General features: G+C 64.9%; 20 protein-coding genes. 9 read left to right on the forward strand and 11 right to left on the reverse strand.

The window, feature by feature from the left end; genetic code table 11:
• The first annotated feature begins 11 nt into the window (after positions 1 to 11).
• From NA2_RS18685 to NA2_RS18695, 3 genes are all read left to right on the forward strand, one after another.
• Positions 12 to 488, forward strand: a complete 477-nt coding sequence (locus tag NA2_RS18685; protein WP_040678589.1) for a GNAT family N-acetyltransferase — start codon at positions 12 to 14, stop codon at positions 486 to 488.
• A 203-nt stretch (positions 489 to 691) separates the two neighbouring features.
• Positions 692 to 1,090, forward strand: coding sequence for an NADH:ubiquinone oxidoreductase subunit NDUFA12 (locus NA2_RS18690; protein WP_008598730.1), 399 nt, complete (start codon positions 692 to 694; stop codon positions 1,088 to 1,090).
• Between the two features lie 247 nt (positions 1,091 to 1,337).
• Entirely contained in the window at positions 1,338 to 1,724 is a 387-nt protein-coding gene (locus NA2_RS18695; RefSeq protein ID WP_008598731.1) for a DUF2155 domain-containing protein, read from the forward strand.
• A 3-nt stretch (positions 1,725 to 1,727) separates the two neighbouring features.
• On the opposite strand, the gene aat is transcribed toward NA2_RS18695, so the two are convergent.
• The 7 genes from aat to NA2_RS18730 all read right to left on the reverse strand — a co-directional run bounded on the left by aat (position 1,728) and on the right by NA2_RS18730 (position 9,970).
• A complete protein-coding gene (gene aat / locus NA2_RS18700) occupies positions 1,728 to 2,351 on the reverse strand; it encodes a leucyl/phenylalanyl-tRNA--protein transferase (protein ID WP_008598732.1) in 624 nt (207 codons plus the stop codon).
• A gap of 47 nt (positions 2,352 to 2,398) precedes the next feature.
• A complete protein-coding gene (gene accC / locus NA2_RS18705; protein ID WP_008598733.1) occupies positions 2,399 to 3,742 on the reverse strand; it encodes an acetyl-CoA carboxylase biotin carboxylase subunit in 1,344 nt (447 codons plus the stop codon).
• A gap of 16 nt (positions 3,743 to 3,758) precedes the next feature.
• Positions 3,759 to 4,223, reverse strand: coding sequence for an acetyl-CoA carboxylase biotin carboxyl carrier protein (gene accB / locus NA2_RS18710; protein ID WP_008598735.1), 465 nt, complete (start codon positions 4,221 to 4,223; stop codon positions 3,759 to 3,761).
• A gap of 20 nt (positions 4,224 to 4,243) precedes the next feature.
• A complete protein-coding gene (gene aroQ / locus NA2_RS18715) occupies positions 4,244 to 4,687 on the reverse strand; it encodes a type II 3-dehydroquinate dehydratase (RefSeq protein WP_008598737.1) in 444 nt (147 codons plus the stop codon).
• 179 nt (positions 4,688 to 4,866) lie between these two features.
• Positions 4,867 to 5,631: a DsbA family protein gene (locus NA2_RS18720; protein ID WP_008598739.1), complete on the reverse strand. Its 765-nt coding sequence runs from the start codon at positions 5,629 to 5,631 to the stop codon at positions 4,867 to 4,869.
• Positions 5,632 to 5,708: 77 nt separating this feature from the next.
• Positions 5,709 to 7,079: a M48 family metalloprotease gene (locus NA2_RS18725; protein ID WP_008598741.1), complete on the reverse strand. Its 1,371-nt coding sequence runs from the start codon at positions 7,077 to 7,079 to the stop codon at positions 5,709 to 5,711.
• Positions 7,080 to 7,264: 185 nt separating this feature from the next.
• Positions 7,265 to 9,970 (reverse strand): ribonuclease E/G, encoded by a 2,706-nt coding sequence (locus tag NA2_RS18730; RefSeq protein ID WP_008598742.1) that lies wholly within the window; start codon positions 9,968 to 9,970, stop codon positions 7,265 to 7,267.
• Between the two features lie 676 nt (positions 9,971 to 10,646).
• Here NA2_RS18730 and NA2_RS18735 point away from each other — a divergent pair.
• The 3 genes from NA2_RS18735 to prfB all read left to right on the forward strand — a co-directional run bounded on the left by NA2_RS18735 (position 10,647) and on the right by prfB (position 15,998).
• On the forward strand, positions 10,647 to 11,831 hold the full coding sequence (locus NA2_RS18735; protein WP_008598744.1) for an N-acetylmuramoyl-L-alanine amidase: 1,185 nt from the start codon (positions 10,647 to 10,649) through the stop codon (positions 11,829 to 11,831).
• A gap of 363 nt (positions 11,832 to 12,194) precedes the next feature.
• Positions 12,195 to 14,651 carry a penicillin-binding protein 1A gene (locus NA2_RS18740; RefSeq protein WP_008598746.1) on the forward strand — a complete coding sequence of 819 codons (2,457 nt, stop codon included), beginning with the start codon at positions 12,195 to 12,197 and terminating at the stop codon, positions 14,649 to 14,651.
• A gap of 218 nt (positions 14,652 to 14,869) precedes the next feature.
• A protein-coding gene (gene prfB / locus NA2_RS18745; protein WP_157188315.1) for a peptide chain release factor 2 occupies positions 14,870 to 15,998 on the forward strand; the annotation gives its coding sequence in 2 pieces (ribosomal slippage) (positions 14,870 to 14,938 and positions 14,940 to 15,998; 1,128 coding nt in all).
• A 31-nt stretch (positions 15,999 to 16,029) separates the two neighbouring features.
• On the opposite strand, the gene NA2_RS18750 is transcribed toward prfB, so the two are convergent.
• Both NA2_RS18750 and NA2_RS18755 read right to left on the reverse strand, forming a co-directional pair.
• Positions 16,030 to 17,328, reverse strand: coding sequence for a M23 family metallopeptidase (locus NA2_RS18750; protein ID WP_008598751.1), 1,299 nt, complete (start codon positions 17,326 to 17,328; stop codon positions 16,030 to 16,032).
• Between the two features lie 128 nt (positions 17,329 to 17,456).
• A complete protein-coding gene (locus tag NA2_RS18755; RefSeq protein WP_008598752.1) occupies positions 17,457 to 17,936 on the reverse strand; it encodes a peroxiredoxin in 480 nt (159 codons plus the stop codon).
• Positions 17,937 to 18,130: 194 nt separating this feature from the next.
• Here NA2_RS18755 and NA2_RS18760 point away from each other — a divergent pair, with 194 nt between their 5' ends.
• Positions 18,131 to 21,397, forward strand: coding sequence for a YhdP family protein (locus NA2_RS18760; protein ID WP_008598753.1), 3,267 nt, complete (start codon positions 18,131 to 18,133; stop codon positions 21,395 to 21,397).
• A gap of 14 nt (positions 21,398 to 21,411) precedes the next feature.
• On the opposite strand, the gene tyrS is transcribed toward NA2_RS18760, so the two are convergent.
• Together tyrS and NA2_RS18770 are read right to left on the reverse strand one after the other, a co-directional pair.
• Positions 21,412 to 22,665, reverse strand: coding sequence for a tyrosine--tRNA ligase (gene tyrS, locus NA2_RS18765; RefSeq protein WP_008598755.1), 1,254 nt, complete (start codon positions 22,663 to 22,665; stop codon positions 21,412 to 21,414).
• A 72-nt stretch (positions 22,666 to 22,737) separates the two neighbouring features.
• The gene (locus tag NA2_RS18770) at positions 22,738 to 23,412 is read right to left on the reverse strand and encodes an alpha/beta hydrolase (RefSeq protein WP_008598757.1); all 675 of its coding nucleotides are present in this window, start codon (positions 23,410 to 23,412) and stop codon (positions 22,738 to 22,740) included.
• 259 nt (positions 23,413 to 23,671) lie between these two features.
• Here NA2_RS18770 and NA2_RS18775 point away from each other — a divergent pair, with 259 nt between their 5' ends.
• Both NA2_RS18775 and sufB read left to right on the forward strand, forming a co-directional pair.
• Positions 23,672 to 24,835, forward strand: coding sequence for a cysteine desulfurase family protein (locus tag NA2_RS18775; RefSeq protein ID WP_008598759.1), 1,164 nt, complete (start codon positions 23,672 to 23,674; stop codon positions 24,833 to 24,835).
• A 186-nt stretch (positions 24,836 to 25,021) separates the two neighbouring features.
• Positions 25,022 to 26,545 (forward strand): Fe-S cluster assembly protein SufB, encoded by a 1,524-nt coding sequence (gene sufB / locus NA2_RS18780; protein ID WP_008598761.1) that lies wholly within the window; start codon positions 25,022 to 25,024, stop codon positions 26,543 to 26,545.
• Positions 26,546 to 26,554: the final 9 nt, after the last annotated feature.

The raw sequence follows: 26,554 nt of genomic DNA on the forward strand, positions 1-26,554 counted from the left end.
GAGAGATCGCGATGTCGGTTGACGAGGATCAGCCCGTGTCGATCCGCGAGGCAGAGCGTCGCGACGTGGCGGCGATCGTCGCGCTTTTTGCCGCCGATTCCCTTGGCGGGCATGGCGACACGGTCGATCCGGCCGCCATGGGCGCCTATCTGGCCGCCTTCGAGCGCATCGTGGCAAGTCCCAACGACACGCTTTACGTGGCCGAGGTCGACGGCGTGGTGGCGGGCACATTCCAGACGACCCTGGTCACCAGCATGTCGGGGCGCGGCGCGACGAACCTGATCGTCGAGGCGGTACAGACACGCGAGGACATGCGCGGGCGGGGCATTGGCGCGGCGATGATGCAACATGCCATCGTGCAGGCGAAAACCGCCGATGCGCGCCTCGTGCAGCTCACCTCCAACGCCGCGCGCGAAGGGGCGCACCGCTTCTACGAGCGGCTTGGTTTCGCGAAGTCTCATGTGGGTTTCAAGATGTGCTTGAAATGACGTCGCAGCCGCGCCGGCAGGCCTTGCCATCGGGCGACGCGGACGCCATAACCCAATCGACGGGCCATGCTGGCCGGTCACGGTGAGCGACGAGAGCGTTTTGCAGTCCGGTTGAACCATCCGGCGTCCGCATGAACGCGGAAAACGAGGAGATGGAGCGGGGCGTCGTTTCGTAGAAGCGATGAAGCGGTCCAGAGGAAGCGATGAAGAAGTTCCTGCTTCAGTTCTTTACCTGGTGGAACGGCCAGACCCTGGGCACGCGGTTTCATACGTGGCGCAAGGGTACGCGGGTCGGCGAGGACGAGTTCGGCAACGTCTATTATGAAGGCGGCAAGGATTCGGAAGGCCGCACGCGGCGCTGGGTCATCTATCAGGGCATTTCCGACGCATCGCTCGTGCCGCCGGGCTGGCATGGCTGGCTGCACCACCGGGTCGACGTGGCTCCGGTGAACGAAAACTATACCCCGCGCGAATGGCAGAAGCAGCATCTGCCGAACCTGACGGGCTCGCCCGCCGCCTATCGGCCGAAGGGGTCCGCGGTCACCAATGAGGACCGCCCGCGGGTCACCGGCGACTACGATGCCTGGACGCCCGGCGGGTGAGGGGACAGGCCTTTCCTGCCACAATTGAGCACTATAGCATCTGTCGTCGGGTCGAATCACCCGGCGTCCGCGAATGAGCGGAAAAACAATGGGATAGGTGAGCCATGCGTCTCCAGGGGGACGTGCAGGCTCGATGCTTGGGGACAGGGCGGGAGAACTGCCTGGCGCCCCCCGGACGAGGTGCGGAAAAGACGGTGTCGAACACATGAAGCCAATGCCTGGAAAGAGACACGGCGCTGCGCGCATCATGGCGGTGGCCGGCGTGCTTTGCGCCGTTGCGGTCCTGCCGGCGCAGGCCGAGCGGTTGAAGAACCCGGTCGCCGAGTTTACCGGGATCGACAAGATCACCGGCCGCATCATTTCCTTCGACGCCTATATGGACGAGACCGTGCAGTTCGGCGCCTTACAGGTGACGCCGCGCGTCTGCTACACCGCGCCGGAGACGGAAGAACCGAAAACCGACGCATTCGTCGAGGTGGACGAGATCACGCTCGACCGGGCGATCCGCCGCATCTTCACCGGCTGGATGTTTGCCGAAAGCCCAGGCCTGAACGCGGTGGAGCATCCCGTCTACGACGTCTGGCTGAAAACCTGCAAGCAGTCCTCGGACGTGCCGCCCCCGTCCCCGAGCTGATCCTCACCCGTCGGTAAAATCCGCTTCCGCGCCCTGCAACGCCTCCTGCAGCAATTGCTCGTAGCGGGCGCGTGGAATGTCGACGGCACCGAACTGCTTGAGATGCGGCGTGGTGAACTGGGTGTCGAGCAGGACGAAGCCGCGTTCGCGCAGCCGCTCCACCAGGTGGACCAGACAGATCTTCGAGGCATCCGTCCGGCGTGAGAACATGCTTTCGCCGAAGAAGGCGCGCCCGAGCGTGACTCCGTAGAGGCCGCCGACCAGCTCCGCTCCGGCCCAGGCCTCCACCGTGTGGCAATGACCGTTCTCGAACAGAAGCGCGTAGGCGTCGCGGATCGGGTCGTTGATCCATGTGTCGCGGCTGTCCCGACGCTCTTCGGCACATCCCGCGATCACCCCTTCGAAATCCGTATCGAAAGCGATCCGGAAAGGATTGCGCCGCAAAGCCTTGGCAAGGCTTCGCGGGACATGGAACCGATCGAGGGGAATGATCCCGCGCGTCTCCGGGCGCACCCAGAAGACCTCGGGGTCGTCGGCGCGCTCGGCCATGGGGAACACGCCCGTCGCGTAGGCACGCAGCAGAAGGTCGGGCGGGATCGCGTAGCCGGGAGCGAAGGGTCGTGCCATGGTTGCAGCGCCAGCGTCAGGCCGGGGCAACGATCCGGCGATGGGTGTCAGCCACCCTTCGCCAGATAGTTTTCCAGCCAGTGGATGTCGTAGTCGCCATTGGCGATGTCCGGATTGCCGACCAGATCCTGGAACAGCGGCAGGGTCGTCTTGATGCCGTCGACGACGAACTCGTCCAGCGCGCGGCGCAGGCGCATCATGCATTCGACGCGGTTGCGGCCGTGGACGATCAGCTTGCCGATCAGGCTGTCATAGTAGGGTGGGATGCGGTAGCCGGAATAGACGCCGGAATCCACGCGGATGCCGAGACCGCCCGGCGTGTGGAAATGGCTGATCTTGCCGGGCGAGGGGGTGAAGGTGCGCGGGTCCTCCGCGTTGATCCGGCATTCGATGGCGTGACCTTCGAAGCGCACATCCTCCTGCCTTGCCGACAGGCCGCCGCCGGAGGCGACGCGGATCTGCTCGTGCACCAGATCGATGCCGGTGATCGCTTCCGTCACCGGATGCTCCACCTGCAGACGCGTGTTCATCTCGATGAAATAGAACTCGCCGTTCTCGTAGAGGAACTCGATCGTGCCGGCGCCCGAATAGCCGAGATCGGCTATCGCCTTGGAGACGGTCGCACCGATCTGCGCGCGCTGCTCGACATTGAGGGCGGGCGAATTGGCCTCTTCCCAGACCTTCTGGTGGCGCCGCTGCAGCGAGCAGTCGCGTTCGCCCAGATGGATCGCCTTGCCGGCGCCGTCGCCCATCACCTGGATTTCGATATGGCGGGGTTTTTCGAGGTATTTCTCGATATAGACGGCGTCGTCGCCGAAGGCCGCGCCGGCCTCCGCCCTGGCGGTGGAGAGCGCCTCGGAAAGGTCGGCTTCGCTGCGCGCCACCTTCATGCCGCGCCCGCCGCCGCCGGCAGACGCCTTGATCAGGACGGGGTAGCCGATGTCGGCGGCGATGCGCTTGGCTTCCTTGTCGTCGGTGACCGCGCCGTCGGAGCCGGGAACCACGGGAATGCCGAGATCCTTGACCGTCTTCTTGGCCGTGATCTTGTCGCCCATGATGCGGATGTGATCGGCCGAGGGGCCGATGAAGGTGATGTTGTGGGCGGCGAGGATGTCGGCGAACTTGGCGTTCTCCGACAGGAAGCCGTAGCCCGGATGGATGGCGTCGGCGCCCGTGATCTCGCAGGCGGCAAGAATCTGGTGGATGTTCAGATAGCTATCGCGCGAGGGCGGCGGCCCGATGCAGACGCTCTCGTCGGCCAGCCGCACATGCATCGCGTCGGCATCGGCCGTGGAGTGCACGGCAACGGTCTGGATGCCGAGTTCCTTGGCGGCACGCAGCACCCTGAGTGCGATTTCGCCGCGGTTGGCGATGAGGATCTTGTGAAACATATGCGGCTGTCCCGGACTACTCGATCACCACCAGCGGCTCGCCATACTCGACCGGCTGCGCGTCCTCGAACAGGATCGCCGTGACGGTGCCGGAGCGGGGCGCCGGAATCTGGTTCATGGTCTTCATGGCTTCGATGATCAGCAGCGTCTGGCCTTCCTTGACCGCCTGGCCGACCTCGATGAAAGAATTGGCGCCGGGAGCTGGGGAGCGGTAGGCGGTTCCGACCATGGGCGAGGGCACGGCATTCTTCGAACTGGCGGCCGGCTTTTCCTCCGGCGCGGAGGTGGCGGCAACGGGGGCCGGCGCGGCAGGCTGCGGCGCGGCGGGCGCATAGGCCTGAACCGCGGCGGGCGCCTGCTTGCTCACGCGGATGCGCAGATCGTCCTGCTCGACCTCGATCTCGGTCAGATGGGTCTCGTTCAAGATCGCCGCAAGCTCGCGAATGAGTTGCTGATCGACCCCGGTTTTCTTTGTCGACATGTGTTCTGTCCTGATTTTTCTCAAGCCTGCACGCGCGCCGCGAGCGCATCCAGGGCGAGTACATAACCGAATGCGCCCAAACCGCAAATCATGCCTGTCGCCGCCGGTGCGATCATCGAGACATGGCGGAAGGCTTCGCGCGCGTGAATGTTGGAAATATGCACTTCGACCACCGGCAGCGGACGGACGGCAAGCACCGCGTCGTGCAAGGCGATCGAGGTATGGCCGTAAGCGCCGGGATTGATGACGACGCCGACGGCCTTCTCGCCGGCCTCGTGAATCCAGTCGACGAGGTCCCCCTCGTGATTGGACTGCCGGAAGACCAGGTCGAACCCAAGCGCGCTTGCCTTCTCCGCACAGTCGCTCTCGATGGTGGCGAGGGTCTGGGCGCCGTAGATGCCCGGTTCCCGCTTGCCCAGCGCGTTCAGGTTGGGTCCATTCAGGACGAAGACTGTTTTTGTCATCAATATCCCCTGGACCGCGGATGCGGCCCAACTGTGGCCCAGTGCGGCCCGGTCGTCCGCTCCTCTATAGAGGGCTTAGACCGTGCCGCAAAGATCGCAAGGGGCTTCTTTTTCTGTCCACAACGGGGTTTTGCGGCCCGCAAAGGCATTTCCGGCGCGCGATTGCCTCGGCAGTCGCCTCAGCAGGCCTTGTCGAGGCAGGCGCGGGCCGTCTCGATCTTTTCCTGGAGCACGTCCTTGCCGAGCGCACCGAACACGACTTCCTTGCCGATGACATAGGCCGGCGTCCCACTGACGGCGAGCTGATTCGCCAGGTCGTAGGTTTCGGCGAAGACCTGCTGGATCTGCGGATCCTCCATTCCGGCGCGCAGGGCGGTCTCGTCGATGCCGAGACCGGTGGCGATCTTCACGGCCACGTCGCCGTCGGCGCGCGTGTCGCTGCCCAGAAGCGCTTCGTGGAACTCCGCGTATTTCTCGGGAGCGATTGCATGGACGGCGGCCGACACCACATGCGCCTCGCGCGACTGGGGCGACAGGATCGGGAATTCCTTGAGAACGAAGCGAACGTCGGGATTGTCCTCGACCAGCGCCTGCATGTCCCCGAGGGCGCGTTTGCAGTAGCCGCAATTGTAGTCGAAGAACTCGACCACGGTGATGGCGGCCTCGGGATTGCCGATGACGCCGTCATGCTTGCTGTTGAAGATGGCGTCGCTGGCTTTGTCGAGCACGTCGCGCTGCGCCATCTCCTGCTGCTCGCGCTGCTTCTTCTCGAGCGCGGACTGCACTTCGAGCATGATCTCGGGATTGGCGAGCAGGTACTCGCGGACGACCTTCTCCACGGCGGCCTTGTCGACGCCGTCGGCCGCCTGGGTTACGCCCGTGAGGGAGGACATCAGCAGGACGGAGGCTGCGAGCGCTGCGCCGGCGGGTTTGGGAAATCTCATGGCAGGTTCCAATTTCATTTCGGGTGCGGGGTTCGAGACTGGGTGTCTTCAGCAGTGGGAATGGTTCACCGGCGCTGTCAGCGAGGTTGCTTGTACTGGATGATGTCCTGAGCCCGCAGCCAGCCCGGCGATCCCGGTTTCAGCCGCTTCTGCGAGCGAAGCGCAAACAGTTTGGCGTCACGATAATGCCCGGAATGGAAATGTCCCTCCGCAGTGGCAAGCTCGGCGGAAGCCACATCGCCCAGCTGCCCGTAGGCCTGCGCCAGATAGCGGTAGCCGTTGGCAAATTCGGGTTCGCGCGACAGGCCCGTCTGCAGCTCCGATGCGGCCTTGCGAACCAGATCCGGCTTGCCGGTCGCCATCAGTGCCTGGCCGTAGCCGACCTGCAGAAGGCCCGGTGTGCCCGGAGCCAGCACGATCGCCTTGGCGTAGGCGTTGGCGGCCTCCTGCGGCCTGTTCGCCTTGATTAGGATGTCGCCGCGCAGTTCCTGGAGATAGGGGTTGCGCGGCAGCTTCGCGGCGAGGGCGTCGGCCTTCTTCAGGGCGGCGGCCGGATTGCCGGTCAGATAGGTCGAGATGGCATCGCCGTAGCGGGCGGCCAGTCCGTTCGGGTCGCTGCGGAACAGACGGGCCGCGGCAGCCGCGCCCTGGGTATAGGCAGCGATCTTGGCGCGCATGAAATCATGGCGCAACTGCAGTTCGGGCGGATCCTTGCGATCGAAGTGACGGCTGTTGCGCGCCAGCTCCTGCAGGTTGGCGATCCGCTCCCGCGGCATGGGATGGCTGATCTGGTAGGGATCGACATTGACCCCGGCGAGGGCCAGTCCGCCGGCCAGCCGTTCGAAGGTCGTCAGCATGCCGCGGGCCGACTGGCCGGTCGCATTGAGATAGTCGATCGCCGTGCGGTCGGCCGTCGCTTCCTCGGAACGCTGGTAGCCGAGCAGGCCGCGCCGCGCGACTTCTGCGCCGCCGGCGGCCATGCCGACACCGGCCTGCGCCAGCTCGCCCGATTTGGAGGCGGCGCCGGCGACGCCGGCACCGATGCCGATCAGCGCCGCCACGATGGCCATGGTCTGCGCCCGCTGGATCTGCTGGCGCAGGCGTTCCTGGTGTCCGCCGGCGATGTGCCCTGCCTCATGGGCGATGACGCCGATGATCTCGTTGGGGGTTTCCGCCTCCATCAGTGCGCCGGTGTGGATGAAGATGCGCCGGCCGGCGACGAAAGCGTTGAAGCCCCGGTTGTTGACGAGAATGATGTCGATCCCCGAGCGGGACAGTCCGGCAGCCTTGAGGATCGGCCGGGCATATTCGGAGATCAGGGCCTCGATCTCGGCGTCGCGCACCACGGGAATGCCCTGCTGGGCCGTTGCGGGCGGGACGGAGAAGACGAGCAGATGCACGGCCGCCAGAAAAAGTGCCGCAAAACGCGGCATGATGCTTCGAAGCATGGTCGGTTTCTCAAACATGATCAAAACTGGTAGCCGAGCAAAACGGCAATGGAAAGGCCGGTCCGGCCTGATCAGCTAGTTTTGATCGATGCCGGAAAGGGGCTTTTGGCCGCAGCGGATGCAAGAAAGCCGGCGCGGGGCGCCGGCTTTCAGGTCAATCAGATACGCGTGTGGACGTTCGAGGCTCAGAAGAAACCCTTGCGCTGCCACCAGCCGGTCTTGCGCGGGGCGGCATCCTCGGCGCCCTCGGGCGAGGACGAGACCACCACCGGTTCAGCGCTCGCGGCGACTTCCTTGGCCTTTGTCGTCTTGCGCTTTGCCGGCGCCCGGCGCTTCGGCTTCTCCGCCTCGGTCACCTCGGGCTCGGCAGCGGGTTCCGCTGCGGCTTCGGCGCCTTCCGATGCCTCGTCAGCGACGACCGGTTCGGCGGCCGCCTTGTCCTCTGCCGCGGCGTCCTCGCTCTTCGCGGCGCTCTTGCGCGTGCGACGGCGCGGCTTCTTGGCCGGCGCTTCGTCTTCCGCTGCAGGGCCGGATGCAGGCGCGTCCTCGGCCACTGTGTCGGCCGCGACGCTCTCCGCTACGGTGCCATCCGCCGGGGCGTCCTGTTCCGTCGCAACGGCTTCGGGCGCCGGCGTCGAAACAGCGTCCTCCGCGCCGTCGGCATCCGTGTCGCCTTCGGCCGAGACCGTTTCAGTCGACTCGGCATCCGCCGCCTGCTCGTCGCGGCGGTTGCGTCGGCCGCCGCGACGCCCGCGATGCCGCTTCTTGCGTTCGCCGCCGTCCTCGCCGGTGGAGGATGCCGTTCCGGTCTCCTGAGCAGGCTGCTCGTCGCCGTCACTCTCGGGCTGCGCCTCGATCTCCTCGCCGGATGTCGATGCGTGCTCGCCGCCGCCATTGCGGTTGCGGCCGCCGCGGCGCTTGCGCTTGCGCCGGCGCTTGCGGGTTTCCCCGTCCTCATTCTCGCCTGTCCCTGCAGCCGCAACCGCAGCCGCATCGGCTTCCGCTTCCTCCTCGTCATCGACGAGGAGCGCCGGAGCAGGCACAGGCTGGGTGTGCGCCGACTTGTCGGCCAGCTGCTGCTTGACGATGGCGAAATGCTGGACGCCGACCGCGTCGTCCGCCTCGACCGTGATGGAAACGCCGAAGCGGCCTTCCATCTCGACCAGGTTGGCGCGCTTGTGGTTCAGCAGGTAGAGCGCGGTGGAGGTCGGCGTGCGCACGGCGATGTCGTTGCGCGCGTCCTTGAGAAGATATTCCTCGATGGAGCGGGCGACATAGAGCGCGACCGAGGATTCGGAACGGATATGGCCAGTGCCGCCGCAATGGGGGCAGGGCTGCATCGTGCTTTCCAGAACGCTGGCGCGGATGCGCTGGCGCGACATCTCCAGCAGTCCGAAATGCGAGATCCGTCCGACCTGGATGCGGGCGCGATCGTTCTTCAGGCAATCCTTGAGGCGTTTCTCGACCGCACGGTTGTTGCGGTTCTCCTCCATGTCGATGAAGTCGATGACGATCAGGCCGGCCATGTCGCGCAGGCGCAGCTGGCGGGCGACCTCCTCGGCAGCCTCCAGATTGGTCTGCAGCGCAGTGTCCTCGATCGAGTGTTCCTTCGTCGAGCGGCCCGAGTTGACGTCGATCGCCACCAGCGCTTCGGTCTGGTTGATGATGATGTAGCCGCCGGACTTCAGCGTCACCTGCGGCTGCAGCATGCGGTCGAGCTGGGCTTCGATGCCGCTGCCGGCGAAGATCGGCGTGACCTCGCGGTAGGGCTGCACCGACTTTGCATGGCTCGGCATGAGCATGCGCATGAAATCCTTGGCCTCGCGATAGCCGTCCTCGCCGGAGACCAGGATCTCGTCGATATCCTTGTTGTAGAGATCGCGCACCGAGCGCTTGATGAGGCTGCCTTCCTCATAGACCAGCGAAGGTGCGATCGATTCCAGCGTCAGCGAGCGGACCTTTTCCCAGAGCCGCATCAGATAGTCGTAGTCGCGCTTGACCTCGACCTTGGTGCGGTTGGCACCGGCAGTGCGCAGGATCACGCCCATGCCTTCCGGAACGTCGAGATGGCGCACCACGTCCTTCAACCGCTTGCGGTCCTGGACATTGGTGATCTTGCGCGAAATGCCGCCGCCGCGCGCCGTGTTCGGCATCAGGACGGAGTAGCGTCCGGCGAGCGACAGATAGGTGGTCAGCGCGGCGCCCTTGTTGCCGCGCTCCTCCTTCACCACCTGGACCAGCAGGATCTGGCGGCGCTTGATGACTTCCTGGATCTTGTAGTTCTTGCGGGCAGGGCGGCGGCGGTTCTGCGCCTCGTCCAGCGCATCCTCGGCGCCGACCGTGTCGACATCGTCCTCGCCATTGTCGTCCTCGCCGTCGCGGGCGGAGCGGGGTTCTTCGGAAACGCTTTCGGAAGCGGCCTCGGCCGCCATGGCGGGTGCCTTGTCCTCGTCGCCTTCGTCGCCCGCCTGATCCTGCAGTGCTGCGTCGTCGGCAGCCTCAGCCTTCTTCGCGGACTGCTTCGTGCTGGCGCGCCGGCGCTTGCGGCCGCCTTTCTGGGAGGAACGCGGCTCGTCGTCCTCGGCTTCCTCTTCCGCCCTGGCCTCGGCCGCCTCCGCCTGGAGCAGAGCCTGCCGGTCGGCTACCGGGATCTGGTAGTAGTCGGGATGGATTTCGCTAAAGGCCAGGAAACCGTGCCTGTTGCCGCCATACTCGACGAAAGCCGCCTGGAGCGAGGGTTCGACGCGCGTCACGCGCGCCAGGTAGATGTTTCCTCGAAGCTGCTTCTTGTCCTGCGATTCGAAATCGAACTCTTCAATGCGGTTACCGCGAAGTACGACGACTCTCGTTTCCTCCGGATGGGAGGCATCTATCAGCATTTTGTTCGGCATAAATTCTTGTCTCCCCGGCAGCGGACGATTGTCGGGCTGCAGCCCGCGGGCGTCGCCGCAAGCCGTTCTGACAGTCTGTGCCGGATAATTGGAGGTTCGCCTGCGCTGATGGCCGCGCGAAAGAACGCCGGGGCACCGTCGATGCGGTGCATGTTAGTCCGGATCTTTTACCAATCGCGCCTGAAGCCATTAAATCGCCCGGCAGAACCGTTTCAACCAAGGCCCGAGCAGCGGGCCAGCTTTTGCTCACAGTGAGCCGGCGCGGACGTTCGAGGTCCGGCCGTTTCTTCAAGTCGGAGCTACCATTGTCCGGGAGCCCCTGAAAATTTCTTCTGAATCAACGCCCGTGCTTGCTTGCGGCGGCAGAAATGACGTGCCCCGTAATCCATCGTCGATTGTCAACAGAGACTCAAGCCAAGGACGGATGGCGCGATGATTCAAAAGTGCTTTTATGATTTGACAATTGCATTGGCAACCCTGATTTCCATCACGCCTGAAAGCACTTGCCGCTCCGGCAGCGGGTTGCGGGCGCGTCGCCCGTTTGCGTGCAACGCGTGCCGGAGGCATGAAAGCGGGAGCCTACCCCGCTGATTCGAAGGTAAATTCGCCATCATCATTCGATTCCATGGTTCCTGATTCGACCTCGCACCGCCTGACGCACCGGAGACAAACGGTTTTGCGCCGACCGATCATCCACGCTGCCGCATTTCTCGGACTGTTCCTTCTCGCCGTCGGCCATGCACTGGCGACGGAACAGGCGCTGAAGGCGCGCGACTACAAGATGGCGGGCGACCAGCAGTACACGCGCATCGTCGTGCATTTCGACCGGAAGCCGACGCTGAACTGGTTCCTCCTGCGCGATCCGAGCCGCCTCGTCGTCGATCTGCCGGCGACAGAGTTTTCCTTCGATCCCCGCGAACTGGCACCGCGCGGGCTGGTCGCGGGCGTGCAGTACGGGGTGCTCGGAGAAGACCGCGCCCGCTTGCTGTTCGAAACGGTCGGCCCGTTCGCCGTCGAGACGGCGGAGGTCATCAAGAATGAGAATTCGGATGGTTTTCGCCTGATCCTCGAACTGCGCGCGAGTTCCAGCGCCGATTTCGATGCGGCGCTGCGGGCGGGCCTCGCCAGTCCGGCCACCGCGCCCGGGGACGCCGTGACCCCGCCGGCGCAGCGGTTCACGGTGGCGCTGGACGCCGGACATGGCGGAGCCGATGGCGGCGCGCGCGGCATGAACGGCACGGTCGAGAAGACGATCACCCTGATCTTCGCCCTGGAACTCGCGAAGAAACTCGAGGAAGCGGGGCTCTACGACGTCGTTCTGACCCGGGAAACCGACCGTTTCCTGCGCCTCGACGAGCGGGTCAGGATCGCCCGGGAGAAGGGCGCGGATCTGTTCGTCTCGATCCACGCCGACGCGATCGGTGTCCGCGCCGTGCGCGGCGCGACGGTTTATACGGTGTCCGACAAGGCCTCGGATGCGGAGGCGGCGGCGACTGCGGCCCGCGAGAACCTGTCGGACGAGATCGCCGGGATGGTCGATGACGAGGCGCAGGACGAGGTCGAGGACATCCTTGTCGACCTGATTCGGCGCGAGACGCACGCTTTCTCCATCCGTTTTGCGCGAACGCTGGTCGGCGAACTGTCCGACACGATGCAGATGGTGAAGAATCCGCATCGCTATGCCGGCTTCCGCGTCCTGCGCGCGCCGGACATCCCTTCCGTTTTGCTGGAGCTCGGCTATCTGTCCAATCCGGGCGACGAGGCGCAGCTGCGCGATCCCGAGTGGCGCACGAAGACCATGGGTGCAATCGTGACCGCGATCGGCTATTTCGCCAGGGCGAAGTCCGGGCAGGGCGGTTGAAATCGGGTGGTCGCGCAACCGGCGGCGTTGCAAGCGCGCAACGGGACATGGTTTAATGCCGGCGCGCCCCCGACGGTGATTCATTCGCCGCATTTTGCCCACAAGCCTGAGGCAGAACGCGATGATCCGACGGGTGCCGGAATCGCCGGCATGAGGTCGGTTGTTCCGGGCGGTCGTTCCGGGCCGTGACGGAGATGACGCCGCCCCGTTCATTGGGCCGTGGCTCCGTCTCGGATATGCCGGGGCAGACTGAAGGGCGGTTCGGTGCATCCTTAAAGATGCTCCGTTGGGATTTGAAGAAGGGGCTCCGCGCCATACGCGCCTTGTAAGGCGGCGTTGCCTGGGACCCGAATTGGAGCGGGCATGATACGTCTGATCGGTTACTTTTTTGGCGTCGGCATCGTGCTCGCCTTGCTCGTGGCGGCAGGCCTCGCGATCTATGTCGGCGATCTGACCAAGGATCTGCCTGACTACGAGGTTCTCGCAAAGTACGAACCACCGGTAACCACCCGTGTCCACGCCGCCGATGGCGAGCTGATGGCCGAGTTTGCGCGCGAACGGCGCCTGTATCTGCCGATCCAGGCCATTCCGGACCGCATCAAGGCGGCGTTCCTCTCGGCAGAAGACAAGAATTTCTACACGCATCCCGGCGTCGACGTGACGGGCCTGGTGCGTGCCGTCGTGACCAATGTGCGCAATGTGGGTTCGGGTCGCCGGCCGGTCGGCGCATCGACGATCACCCAGCAGGTGGCGAAGAACTTTCTGCTGACCTCGGATCAGACGATACAGCGGAAGATCAAGGAGATGATTCTGTCTTTCCGCATCGAGCAGGCCTATTCGAAGGATCGCATTCTCGAACTCTATCTGAACGAGATCTTCTTCGGTCTCGGCTCCTACGGCATCGCCGGGGCTGCGCTGACCTATTACGACAAGTCGGTCAACGAGCTGACGCTGGCCGAGGCCGCTTATCTCGCCGCCTTGCCGAAGGGACCGTCCAACTATCATCCGTTCCGCAACACGGAGCGGGCGATCGAGCGGCGCGACTGGGTGATCGACCAGATGGTGGCCAACGGCTATGCGAGCGCCGAGGAAGGCGCGAAAGCCAAGGCGACCGGGCTCGACGTCAGCCCGCGGCGCCGTGGCGGCTACCTGTTCGCCGGCGAATATTTTACCGAGGAAGTCCGCCGCGACATCATCTCGCGCTATGGCGAGGACGCGCTCTACGAGGGCGGCCTGTCGGTGCGCACCACGCTTGATCCCAAGCTGCAGCTCCATGCACGCAAGGCGCTCCAGAACGGATTGCTGCGCTACGATACGCTGCGCGGGTTCCGCGGGCCCGTCACCCAGATCGACATCTCGGGCGACTGGGGCGCGCCTCTCGGCGAGGTCGAGGGCCTGAGCGACGTGCCGGAATGGCAGCTGGCGGTCGTCCTCGGCGCCGAGGATGGCATGGTGTCGATCGGCCTGCAGCCGGAGCGGGAAGTGTCCGGCGCGCTCGCCGAGACGCGCGAGACCGGCACCATCGCCGTCGACGACATGCAGTGGGCGATGCGCCACGTGGTCGATGGCAAGCGCGTCAAGGCCGGCGCGCCTTCGGAGGTGCTGAAGCCGGGCGATGTGGTGTTCGTGCAGAAGAAGCCCGATACCGAACGGTCCTGGGAGCTGCGCCAGGTGCCGCAGATCGAGGGCGCGCTGGTGGCGATGGACCCGCATACCGGGCGTGTCCTGGCCATGGTCGGCGGCTTTTCCTATGCCGGGTCCCAGTTCAACCGCGCGACGCAGGCCTATCGCCAGCCCGGCTCTGCCTTCAAGCCGATCGTCTATGCCGCGGCGCTCGACAATGGCTATACGCCGGCATCCGTGGTGCTCGACGCGCCGATCTCGATCCAGGTCGGGAACGACGTCTGGGAGCCCAAGAACTATGGCGGGAAATCCGCCGGCCCCTCCACGCTGCGCGCCGGCATCGAGCGGTCGCGAAACCTGATGACCGTGCGGCTGGCCAAGGACATGGGCATGACGCTGGTCGCCGACTATGCGGAGCATTTCGGCATCTACGACAAGATGCTTCCGGTGCTCGCCATGTCGCTGGGTTCGGGCGAGACCACCGTCATGCGCATGGTTTCGGCCTATGCGGTGATGGCCAATGGCGGCAAGCAGATCGTTCCCTCGCTGATCGACCGCATCCAGGACCGCTACGGCAAGACCGTCTACAAGCACGACCGGCGCGAATGCGACGGCTGCGTGGCGACAGAGTGGAACGGCCAGGCCGAGCCGGAGGTGATCAACGATCGCGAGCAGGTGCTCGACCCGATGACGGCCTATCAGATCACCTCGATGATGCAGGGCGTGGTGCAGCGCGGCACGGCGGTGACGGTCGCCGAACTCGGCCGACCGATCGCCGGCAAGACCGGAACCACCAATGACGAGAAGGACGCCTGGTTCATGGGCTACACGCCCGACCTCGTGGTCGGCGTGTTCATGGGATACGACACGCCCACGCCGATGGGACGCGGCTCCACGGGCGGCGGCTTGGCCGCGCCGATCTTCAAGGAATTCATGGCTTCGGCGCTGAAGGAGATGCGTCCCGTCGACTTCCAGGTGCCAGAAGGCATGAAGCTCATCCCCATCGATCGCAAGACCGGCATGCACGCGCAGGCGGGCCAGCCGGGCGTGATCATGGAAGCCTTCAAGCCGGGAACGGGGCCAGCCGACAGCTACTGGGTGATCGGCATGGAAGACCTCGAGGGTGCGGGGCGGATCAAGACGATCTCGCCGCAGGCCAATCGGGCCGTGAACTCGGGCGCCGGCGGTCTTTATTGAACGACCTGGGTATCAGACGGCATGCCGGCTTTACACGGGCGGGCATGCTCCATATGTTCCGCTGCGATTCAGGGCAAAAGCCGACCTGGATCGCCGGGCGTCCCTCCGGACGCACAAGGGACGATCCAAACCATCAACGGAGCATCGGAATAACCGCAAACTGGATTCCATTTTTCGGTCCGATGCTCTCGCCAATCCATCCGGGGTGTTGATCTGCCATGCGTGCGGAAACCGAAAATCTTGTCGACGAAATCAAGCAGGCCATAAGCCTGCTGAGGAGGCATCTTTGACTGGGATGCTGCGGTAAAACGACTCGACTATCTCAACGCGCGCGCCGAGGAAGCCGACCTGTGGAACGATCCGCAGGAGGCTCAGAAGCTGATGCGCGAGCGACAGACGCTGGATGAGAGCATCAGCGGCGTTCGGTCGCTGACCGCCGCGGTCGAGGACAATACGGGCCTGATCGAGCTTGGCGAGGAAGAAGGCGACGAGAGCGTCGTTTCCGAGGCCGAGGCGGCGCTGAAGGCGTTGCGCGACGAGGTCGCTGCCCGCCAGGTGGAGACCCTGCTCTCCGGCGAGGCCGACGGCAATGACGCCTATCTGGAAGTGCATGCCGGAGCCGGAGGCACGGAAAGCCAGGACTGGGCGCAGATGCTTCTGCGCATGTACACCCGCTGGGCCGAGCGTCGCGGCATGAAGGTCGAGGTCCTGGAACTGCATGACGGGGAAGAAGCCGGCATCAAGTCGGCGACCCTGCTCGTCAAGGGCCGCAACGCGTATGGCTGGCTGAAGACGGAATCGGGCGTGCACCGGCTGGTACGCATCTCGCCCTTCGACAGCAATGCGCGGCGCCACACGTCGTTCTCCAGCGCCTGGGTCTATCCGGTCATCGACGAGACGATCGAGATCGACATTCCCGATTCCGAGGTGCGCATCGACACCTATCGGGCGTCAGGTGCGGGCGGACAGCACGTCAACACGACGGATTCGGCGGTGCGCATCACGCATATTCCGACGAACATCGTCGTGCAGTGCCAGAAGGAACGCTCGCAGCACAAGAACCGGGCGACCGCCTGGGACATGCTGCGCGCCCGCCTGTACGAGCACGAGCTGAAGAAGCGCGAAGACGCGGCGAGCGCCACCGAGGCCGCCAAGACCGATATCGGCTGGGGGCATCAGATCCGCTCCTACGTGCTGCAGCCCTACCAGCTGGTGAAGGATCTGCGCACGGGCGTCGAGAGCACCAGCCCTCAGGATGTGCTTGACGGAGCGCTCGACCCGTTCATGGAAGCCTCGCTCTCGCAGCGCGTCCATGGCGATGCGCCGGAAGTCGAGGATCTGGCCTGAGCGATCCGCGGCAGGTCTTCCGCCTTGCCGGTCAGGAGCCGCCGTTCTTCAGATATTGCGCGACCTTCCTGCCGGCGGTCAGGAAACGGGTCGGGTTCACCGCGGCGCCCGACTTGCGGACTTCATAGTGAAGATGCGGCCCCGTCGAGCGGCCGCTGGAGCCAACCTTGCCGACCGGGGTGCCTGAGGTCACGTCCTGTCCTTCCTGGACCAGGATCTTGCTCATATGGGCGTAGCGGCTGGTCAGGCCGTTGCCGTGGTCGATCTCGACCATGCGGCCGTAACCACCATTCCAGCCGGCCTTGACGACCCGGCCGGCACCGGTCGCCCGGACGGAGGTTCCGCGCGGCGCGCGAAAGTCTATGCCCGAGTGATGCGCGAGGCGGCCGAGAAACGGGTCGCGCCGCGTGCCGAAGCTGCTCGATACCTGGGTGCCGGGCGCGGGATTTGCGATCGGCATCCGCAGCGCCTGGCGCTTGACTTCGCCAAGCTGCGTCAGCGCATCGTCGAGTTCGCGCACTTCGTCCTCGAACATCTGCGCTCCGGTGGACACGACCAGGGGACCGCCGACATCCTGTTCGCCATAGCTCGCCGCGACCGTGATGCCCGCGCCCTCCAGCGCCTCGGCGATGGCGCCGGCGGTTTCATAGGCGTTTTCCGCCAGCGACTTGACGTTGTCGATCTGCTCGTTCTCGATCGACTTGAGCGCCCGGTTGAGTTTTACGAAAAGCTGATCGGCCCGGTCGGCGGCGGACTGGGCTTCGGCGCCGCCGCTGGTCTGCGCGCGCAGCGGCCAGGGCACGTTTCTGCCGGGGGCGGCGGCGAAGGCCGATGCGCCGATGCTTCCGGTGGCGGTGGGATCGAGAACCGGCGCCTCGGCCTTGACCTGCGGCCGTGGCGAGGGCGTCGGCGGAGCCTTGCCCGCACCGCCGCCGCCAAAACGCTCCAGAACCGGCGCGAGGCGGCTCTGCCGTTCGGTCAGCTGGTCCTGCCTGGCGATCAGTTCGCCGACCTTCTCCTGCATGAACTGCTGGTCGAGAAGCTGCCGGCTGGTGATCCTGTCGACCTGGGCGCGCAGCGCCGAAATGCGGTCCTCATAGGCCTGCTGCATGCGGGCCTGACGCGCCATGGCGCCGCCGATCAGGTCGTCGCGCAGGACCAAATAGGTCGTCGCCAGCAGATAACCGATCGCCAGCGCGGCGAGCGCCGATCCCAGAGTCGCCGCGAGCCAGGGCCTGATGGTGAAATGGCGGATCTCATCGCCCCGCGCGATGATGATCGTGTGGGGTTCCTTGCGCCTGCCGAAGACCGCTGTTTGCTGCAAGTTCATCAAATGCCCAAGCTTCTGTTGAGAGGAGCAGAGTTCGGGGCTGATTACACTTGGTTAGGGTTAATAAAGATTTTCGCGAACAGCAGTCTTGATGCGACAGGCTGGGCCATTCCTGCAAATAATGGCGCTCAGCCGGACTTGCCGAGCGCTGCAGTGGCATCGAGGACCGCCTGCGCATGGCCCGGCACCTTCACCTTGCGCCAGACCTCGGCGATTCGCCCCGTGGCGTCGATCAGGAAGGTTGAGCGCTCGACGCCCATATATTTGCGCCCATACATGCTTTTCTCCACCCAGACGCCGTAGGCCTGGAGGGTTTCCTTCTCCTGGTCGGAGACCAGGTCGACGGTGAGTTCATGCTTGGCCTTGAACTTGTCATGGCTTTTCGGGCTGTCGGGGGACATGCCGAGCACGACGGCGCCATGCTTCTCGAATTCCGGCCTCAGCGCGGAGAAATCGATCGCCTCGGCGGTGCAGCCGCTGGTGTCGTCCTTGGGGTAGAAAAAGAGGACGACCGGCTTGCCGCGCAGGTCGGACAGTTTCAGTTCACCGCCGCCATCGCGCGGCAGGGCAAAGTCAGGTGCTTCGCTTCCTTTGACGGGTTCGGTCATTTTCTTTCCCCTGTTGGTGGATAGGCGATTGGGGGGAGAGATATAATGATGCCCATGGATTCGTCCATGGCTGCTGTGGATTGAATGGAACGGGTGTGGATCGACAAGGCGCTCATCACAGAAAGGTGCGGTTCCGGCGCGGAGACATAGCGGCCCTAGAAACTTATCCGTCGTCCGAGGGACGCGCGCGAAACATGCTGCGCCGTTCCATCTATCTGCGCTGGCTGCGCCGTTCGATGGCCGTCATTGTCGGCGTGGGTACCCTGATCGTCCTCCTGGCCGTCGCCGTCCAGTTCATCGGTGCGGGCGCGATCGGCCAGGAACGGCTGCGGGCCGAGGCGGAACGTGCGCTGACGGCGCTGGCCGGGTTCGAAGTCCGCACCGAGATGGATGCCCTGCGTCTCGTCCTGAGCGACAGGAGCCTTGTGGCGCTGGAAGTCAGCAATCTGCATCTCAGCCGCGCGGGCACCGGCGACAGCCTCATCGATGCCGACAAGCTGCGCTTCGGCTTCAAGCTTCTGCCGCTTCTGGGCGGGCGCATCGAGATCGGCAGCGCCGAAATCGTCGGCGCGCGTGTCCAGATCGGGCAGCTTGCCGCCGCGACGTCGCGGGGAACGGAAAAGGCCCCCTGGAACCACACGGTCGCGCCGGATGCCCTTCGGCAGGAAGTCTTCGACGGGTTGCGAACGGCCTACGCGTTGAGCGCGCGGACGGGAACGCGCTTCATCACGCTGCGCGACGTGGCGTTCGTGCCGGATGATGAGGCAAAGGACCCCGTGCGGTTCGATCTCCGGGCGTCCCTGGCGCCGGCCGGCAAGCTGGAGTTCAGCGGCAGCGCGACGGTCGGCACACGGGTCGTCTCCCTGTCCGGCCAGGCGCTGCGTCCGGTCAAGGACGGGCCGATCAAGGCGTTCTCGACCGAAATCGGCCTGCAGCAGGGCGGGGTGCTCGGGGTATTGAAACCCGCCGAGGCGGAGCTCTCCGGCGAAACCAGCCTGATCGGTGCGCTGAGCGTTGCGCTTACGGGCGCGGAAACACAGATCGGCGTCGGGCAGCTCGCGCTGGACATGCGTTTCGAGGACGCGGCTGTCGATCTCGGCGAGGATGGCGTCCTGTCGGCGACCGGTCGGATCGAGGCGAGCATCGATTCGGGGGCGGACGTCATCGCCATCCGCCAGGCCGATTTGTCGGTCGGCCGTTCGGTTTTCTCGTTCGTGGGCGCCGTTGCCCAGCAGGATGACGCCGAGGGCTATCGCTTCGACCTGACGAGCCGGGAGGCGAGCGTTGCGCCGCAGGATTCGCCCGAAGCCCAGGTTCCTTTCGGGGCCCGCATAGAGGGGCGCATCGAACCGGATGCCGGACGCATTGTCGCCGACGCCATCCGCATCGTGACCGCCTCCGGCCAGATATCGGCGAGCGCGGCGGTGACGCTGGAGGCCGGGAAGTCTCCCGGCCTGTCGCTCGCCGTTTATGCGAGCGGCTTGCCGACCAGCGAGGTTAAGCAGTTCTGGCCGTGGTTCGCCGCGCCCGGAGCCCGCAACTGGGTGCTCAGCAATCTGTTCGGCGGCAGGGTCGAGGAAGGCAATCTCAGGCTGCGCGTTCCGCCCGGCCGGCTCGGTGACGGCAACCCGCTGAACAATGAGGAGGTCAGCGGAGAGTTCAGCGTCGCCAGTGCCCGCTTCGATGTGGCCGGTCGCATCCCGCCGGTCCGCGACGCCGAGGGAACGATCCGCTTCCAGGGGGCGGACGTCGACATCTCGATCGGGTCGGGAACGATCTACATGCCGAGCGGACGCAGCGTCGCCGCGCATGACGGGACGCTGACGATCCGCGACGCGCATATCCGCCCGCGCATCGGCAAGCTGGAGATCGACCTGAAAGGCGAGGCGCCCGGCGTCGTCGAGCTCGCATCCTACGAGCCGATCGACGTGTCGGATGTCATCGATCTCGCGCCCGACGACGTCTCCGGACAGGTGACGGGCCATGTCTCGGCGGACATACCGCTCAGCGACGGGATACCGCGCGACATGCTGCGCTGGCGCGTCGCGCTCGACTACGACGACCTGACGATCAACAAGCCCATCGACGGGCAGGCCGTTGCCAACGCCAAGGGACGCGTTCTGATCGAACCGGAACGCGCGGAGATTTCCGCAACGGCGAACCTGAATGGCATTCCCGCGAAGATGCAGGTGGTGGAGCCGCTCGGCGGGTCGGACGAGCCGCGGGTGCGCGACATCGTGATGACCTTCGACGACAAGGCCCGCCGGCGCCTGTTGCCCGGTCTGGACGATATTCTTGCCGGCCCGACGGAGGTGAGCTACGCGGTGCTCGAGGGAGGGCGGAAGAAGATCTCCGTCAAGCTCGACGGGGCCACGCTGGCGTTGCCGTGGCTGAACTGGAGCAAGGGCAGGGGGATCCCGGCCACGGCGTCCTTCATCCTCGACGAAGAAGAGGATGGGACGACGTTGCGCGACTTCGTCCTGAAGGGCGCAACCTTCGGCGTGCAGGGCCTTCTGACGCTCCGCAAGGGCGCTCTCGCCAGCGCCCGCTTCGAAAACGCGCGCCTCAACCGCGGCGACGATTTCTCCGCGACGATCGAGCGTGCGGCAAACGGCTATGCGATCTCCGTTCGCGGGGCGGCGCTCGACGCGCGCTCCGTGATCAAGCGCTATCTCGACACAAGCAAGGTTGCCGGCGGCGCTGGCGAAGGCGGCGACGCGACCGCGATCACGCTCGATGCGCGGCTTGCCCGTTTGTCGGGGTTCGATGGCGAGACGTTGCGGGATGTAACGCTGCGTTACGCTGACGACGGACGCAACGCCGGCACGCTCGAAGCAAAGGCGACGACCCGCAATGGCGGCAGCCTGACACTGTCGCGCGGCAAGGGCGGCATCGACGCCCGTTCTTCGGATGCCGGCGCCGTCATGCGTTTCATCGATTTCTACCCGAACATGGAGGGCGGCCAGATGCGCGTCGCCCTGCAGGAGGACCGTTCGGGAGCGCTTACCGGCACCATCGCCGCGCAGGAGTTCTTCGTCGTCAACGAACCGCGTCTGCGCTCCCTGGTCGCCGCGGGCGAGACCGAGGGCGAGGCAGGGACCGTGGATGCCATGCGCGTCCACTTCGAACGCGGCTTCGCCAATATCCGCAAGGGGATGGGCAGCCTTGAACTGCGCGATGGCGTGCTGCGCGGGCCGCTCATCGGCACCACGTTTCAGGGCACGCTTTTCGACGCGAAAGACAACATCTCGATCACCGGCACCTTCATGCCGCTTTACGGTCTCAATCGCATCTTCGGCGAAATCCCGCTGTTCGGCGGGATTCTCGGCAATGGCCGCGACCGGGGCCTGATCGGCATCACCTACCGGCTGTTCGGCAAGCTGGAACGGCCGGAACTGGAGGTCAATCCGATCTCGGCCATCGCGCCGGGCATTTTCAGGCAGATCTTCGAGTTTCGCTGAACGCCGGCGGGCGGTCAGACGGGGCGCAGCAGGACGTGCTTCTTCTTGCCGAGCGAGAGCTTGACGACGCCGTCATCCGTCACGTCCGGCACGCCGACTGTCTGGCGATCGTCGCTGACCGGCCGGTCGTTGAGACGCACCGCGCCGCCCTTGATGTGGCGGCGGGCCTCGCCATTGGATGCGGCAAGGCCGGCGGTGACGAACAGCGACAGGATGCCAATGCCCGCCTCAAGCGACGCGCGCTCCACCTCGACCGTCGGAAGCGTGTCGGTGAACGCGCCTTCCTCGAAGGTCTTGCGGGCCGTTTCGGCCGCTTCCTCGGCGGCGGCGCGGCCGTGCAGCATGGCGGTGACCTCGGTCGCGAGGATCTTCTTGGCCTCGTTCATCTCCGCGCCCTCGAGCGCGCCCAGCCGGGCGATTTCGTCCAGCGGCAGAACGGTGTAGAGCTTCAGGAAGCGCTCGACATCGGCATCCTCGGTGTTGCGCCAGTACTGCCAGAAATCATAGGCGCCGAGCAGGTCCGGATTGAGCCACACGGCGCCCTCGGCACTCTTGCCCATCTTGGCGCCGGACGCGGTGGTCAGCAGCGGCGAGGTCAGGGCGAAGAGCTGGGGTGTTCCCATGCGGTGGCCGAGATCGATGCCGTTGATGATGTTGCCCCACTGGTCGGAACCGCCCATCTGGAGCCGGCAGCCGTAGCGCCTGTTCAGCTCGACATAGTCGTAGGCCTGCAGGATCATGTAGTTGAATTCGAGGAAGGACAGCGATTGCTCGCGGTCCAGCCGCAGCTTCACCGAATCGAAGGACAGCATGCGGTTGACCGAGAAATGGCGGCCGACATCGCGCAGGAACTCGACATAGTTGATGCCGAGCAGCCAGTCGGCATTGTTGACCATCAGCGCGTCCTTCGGGCCGTCGCCGAAGGTGAGGTAGTTCGAAAACACCTTCCTGATGCCGGCGATGTTGTCGGCGATCGTTTCGGGCGTCATCAGCTTGCGCGCCTCGTCCTTGAAGGAAGGATCGCCGATCATGCCGGTGCCGCCGCCCATGAGCGCGATCGGCCGGTGGCCGGTCTGCTGCATCCAGTGCAGCATCATGATCTGGATCAGCCCGCCTGCGTGCAGGCTGGGTGCCGTCGGGTCGAAGCCGATATAGGCGGTGACCGTCTCGTTCCTGAACAGTTCATCGAGACCGGTCTCGTCGGAGGTCTGGTGAATGAACCCGCGCTCGCTGAGGGTGCGCAGAAAGTCGGATTTGAAGGCGGTCATGGTTGTTGCAGGCTCTGTTCGAGGGCGCGGGCGGAGAGGCTTGTTCCTGCTCCGCTCGGTCCCGGTCCGTTTCTATTTCAGGCGTTTTGGGCGCGGTTCGGCGAGTTCGCCGCGCAGGCGGCGGTCGAGATAGTCCGAGCACTCCTCGATCAGCGTGTCGACGCTGTCCGAATAGAAGTGGTTGACCCCGGGCAGCGTCTTCTGGGTGATGGTGATGCCCTTCTGCGACTGCAGCTTGTCGACCAGGCCCTGAACGTCGCTTGGCGGCGCGACCTTGTCGGCATCGCCGTGGATGATCAGACCCGACGAGGGGCAGGGAGCGAGGAACGAGAAGTCATAGAGATTCGGTTGCGGCGAGATCGACATGAACCCCTCGATCTCCGGACGGCGCATCAGGAGCTGCATGCCGATCCAGGCGCCGAACGAGTAGCCGGCGATCCAGCAGTTCTTCGAATCGGGATGCAGCGTCTGGACCCAGTCCAGCGCGGCCGCCGCGTCGGACAGTTCGCCCGTGCCGTGGTCGAAGGCGCCCTGGCTGCGGCCGATCCCGCGGAAATTGAAGCGCAATGTGGTGAAGCTGCGCTGCTGGAACATATAGAAAAGGTCGTACACGATTTTGTTGTTCATCGTGCCGCCGAACTGCGGATGCGGATGCAGGATGAGCGCGATCGGAGCGTTTTTTTCCTTGGAGGGCTGATAGCGGCCTTCCAGGCGGCCGGCAGGGCCGGTAAAAATGACCTCGGGCATGGGTACTCCAGATTGGGCGCCGCATCGCCTGGTTCGAAAGGATCCGCGTTCCTTGACCCTTGACGCGACGCCGACGCCTCCATAGAAGCTAGTTTAGAATTGTTCAAAAATGGTGGCCACGCGAATTTGACCGCCATGTCGGCAAGCCGGGTAAATAGGACGGCTCGCCCTGAAAATTCAAGGAAATTACGCGCGATGGCCAAGTTTGGCCGCGGGGGATCGCAGCGCGGGCAGGAAAAGTGAGGTCGACCGGAAGGACATGACGGCAAACCGCGCCTATCTCGACTATAACGCAAGCGCGCCGCTGACCGACAGCGCGCGCGCGGCGATGGTCGATGCGCTCGCTGTGGCCGCCAATCCATCCTCGGTCCATGCCGAGGGCCGCGCCGCCAAACGCATGCTGGAGGAGGCGCGCGCCGGTGTCGCCGCCCTGGTGAACGGCCGGGCGGAGCATGTGGTCTTCACCTCCGGGGCGACGGAAGCGGCGACCCTGCTGCTCACGCCGGACTGGACGATGGGGCGGGCGCCACTGCGTTTTCCACATCTCTATGTCAGTGCGGCGGATCATCCCTGCATTCTTAAGGGCGGGCGCTTCGCCGCGGCGAATGTGACGCGCATCGCGGTTCGCGCCGATGGCCTGATCGACCTCGACGACCTGGCGGTCAGGCTCGCCCGGCACGACCGCGCGGCCGGCCTGCCGCTTCTGGCCATGCATCTGGTCAACAACGAGACCGGAACGATCCAGCCGGCGGCGGAGATCGGTCGCATCGCCAGAGAGGCGGGTGCGGTCACAGTGTTCGACGCCGTGCAGGCGGCAGGGCGTATCCCGCTCGATATTTCAGAGGGTTATGCCGATTATCTTGTTCTTTCATCGCACAAGATCGGAGGCCCGAAGGGCGCAGGCGCGGTTGTCAGCGCAGCCGATCTGATGATGCCGTCCCCGCTGGTCGTGGGCGGTGGGCAGGAAAAGGGACACCGGGCCGGCACGGAGAACCTGCCGGCGGCCGTGGGCTTCGGCGTTGCGGCGCGTGAGGCACTGGCGGGGCTTGCGGGAATACCGCAGGTGACGGCGTTGCGCGACAGGATCGAAGATCTCGTCCGGACGCAGGTGCCCGATGCTGTCATCCATGGAGCGGACGCGCCGCGCGTCGGCAATACGAGCTTCTTCTCGATACCGGGCATGAAGGCGGAGACCGCGCAGATCGCCTTCGACCTCGCGGGCGTTGCCGTGTCTGCGGGATCGGCCTGTTCCTCGGGGCGCGTGGGCCCGAGCCATGTGCTTCAGGCCATGGGGCATGGCGACCAGGCCAGCGCTTTGCGCGTTTCCATCGGTCATGGCACGACCGACGCCGAGATCGGCCTGTTCGCCGACGCCCTGGCAGGATTGGCCAGACGTCGCAAAGGCAATTCGGAGGCCGCCTGAGGTGGCCCCAAATGTCGCATGAGACTGTTACAAGTTAAACTGGAGAAAGTGACGCATATTATCTATGTGACCGGGTGAAACCTCTGCCCCGAGGCACTATATGAGGGGCAGCCGAAAGGTTGTAACCACGGTGTGCCGGATTTGAAGACGGCCGGGCCTTGACCCCGGCATGGATGGAGAACGCATATGCCTGCCGTGCAGGAGACGATTGATCAGGTCCGCATGATCGATGTGGACCAGTACAAATACGGGTTCGAGACGCATATCGAGAGCGAGCTTGCGCCGAAGGGACTGAACGAGGACATCATCCGCTTCATCTCGGCCAAGAAGGACGAGCCGGAATGGATGACCGAGTGGCGGCTGCAGGCGTTCAAGCGCTGGCAGACCATGGAAGAGCCGAGCTGGGCACGCGTCAGCTATCCGAAGATCGACTTCCAGGATCTGCATTACTACGCGGCGCCGAAGAACCAGTCGGGCCCGAAATCGCTCGACGAGGTGGATCCGGAACTGCTCCGCACCTATGAAAAGCTCGGCATCCCGCTGCGCGAGCAGGAAATCCTGGCCGGCGTGCGCAAGCAGGGCGAACCCAGCACGCTGGACGGCGAGCCGGGCGACAATGTCTACAGCTCGGGCCGCGTCGCGGTGGACGCCGTCTTCGATTCGGTGTCGGTGGTGACGACCTTCAAGAAGGAGCTCGCGCAGGCGGGCGTCATCTTCTGCTCGATCTCCGAGGCGATCCGCGAGCATCCGGAACTGGTGAAGAAGTATCTGGGATCGGTGGTGCCGGTCTCCGACAATTTCTACGCCACGCTGAACTCCGCCGTCTTCACCGACGGGTCCTTCGTCTATGTGCCGAAGGGCGTGCGCTGCCCGATGGAGCTGTCCACCTATTTCCGCATCAACGAGAAGAACACTGGCCAGTTCGAGCGGACGCTGATCATCGCCGACGAAGGGGCCTATGTGTCCTATCTGGAGGGCTGCACGGCGCCGCAGCGCGACGAGAACCAGCTCCATGCCGCGGTGGTCGAGCTGATCGCGCTCGACGATGCCGAGATCAAGTACTCGACGGTGCAGAACTGGTATCCGGGCGATTCCGAGGGCAAGGGCGGCATCTACAATTTCGTCACCAAGCGTGGCGACTGCCGGGGCAAGAACTCCAAGATTTCCTGGACGCAGGTCGAGACCGGCTCGGCGATCACCTGGAAGTATCCGTCCTGCATCCTGCGCGGCGACAACAGCCGCGGCGAGTTCTACTCGATCGCCGTGTCGAACGGCCATCAGCAGATCGATTCCGGCACCAAGATGCTCCATCTGGGCAAGAACACCACGAGCCGGATCATCTCGAAGGGCATTTCGGCCGGCAACTCGCAGAACACCTATCGCGGGCAGGTCTCGGCCCATCGCAAGGCCGCGAACGCCCGCAACTTCACCCAGTGCGACAGCCTGCTGATCGGCAATGATTGCGGCGCCCATACGGTGCCCTACATCGAGGCCAAGAACGCGACGGCGCAGTTCGAGCACGAGGCCACCACGTCGAAGATTTCCGAGGACCAGCTGTTTTACGTCATGCAGCGCGGCATTCCCGAAGAGGAAGCCATCGCGCTCATCGTCAACGGCTTCGTCAAGGACGTCATCCAGCAATTGCCGATGGAGTTCGCCGTCGAGGCGCAGAAGCTCATCGGCATTTCGCTTGAGGGATCGGTCGGCTGAGGCCGGCGC

The sequence above is a fragment of the Nitratireductor pacificus pht-3B genome, assembly GCF_000300335.1.
Classification (GTDB): domain Bacteria; phylum Pseudomonadota; class Alphaproteobacteria; order Rhizobiales; family Rhizobiaceae; genus Nitratireductor; species Nitratireductor pacificus.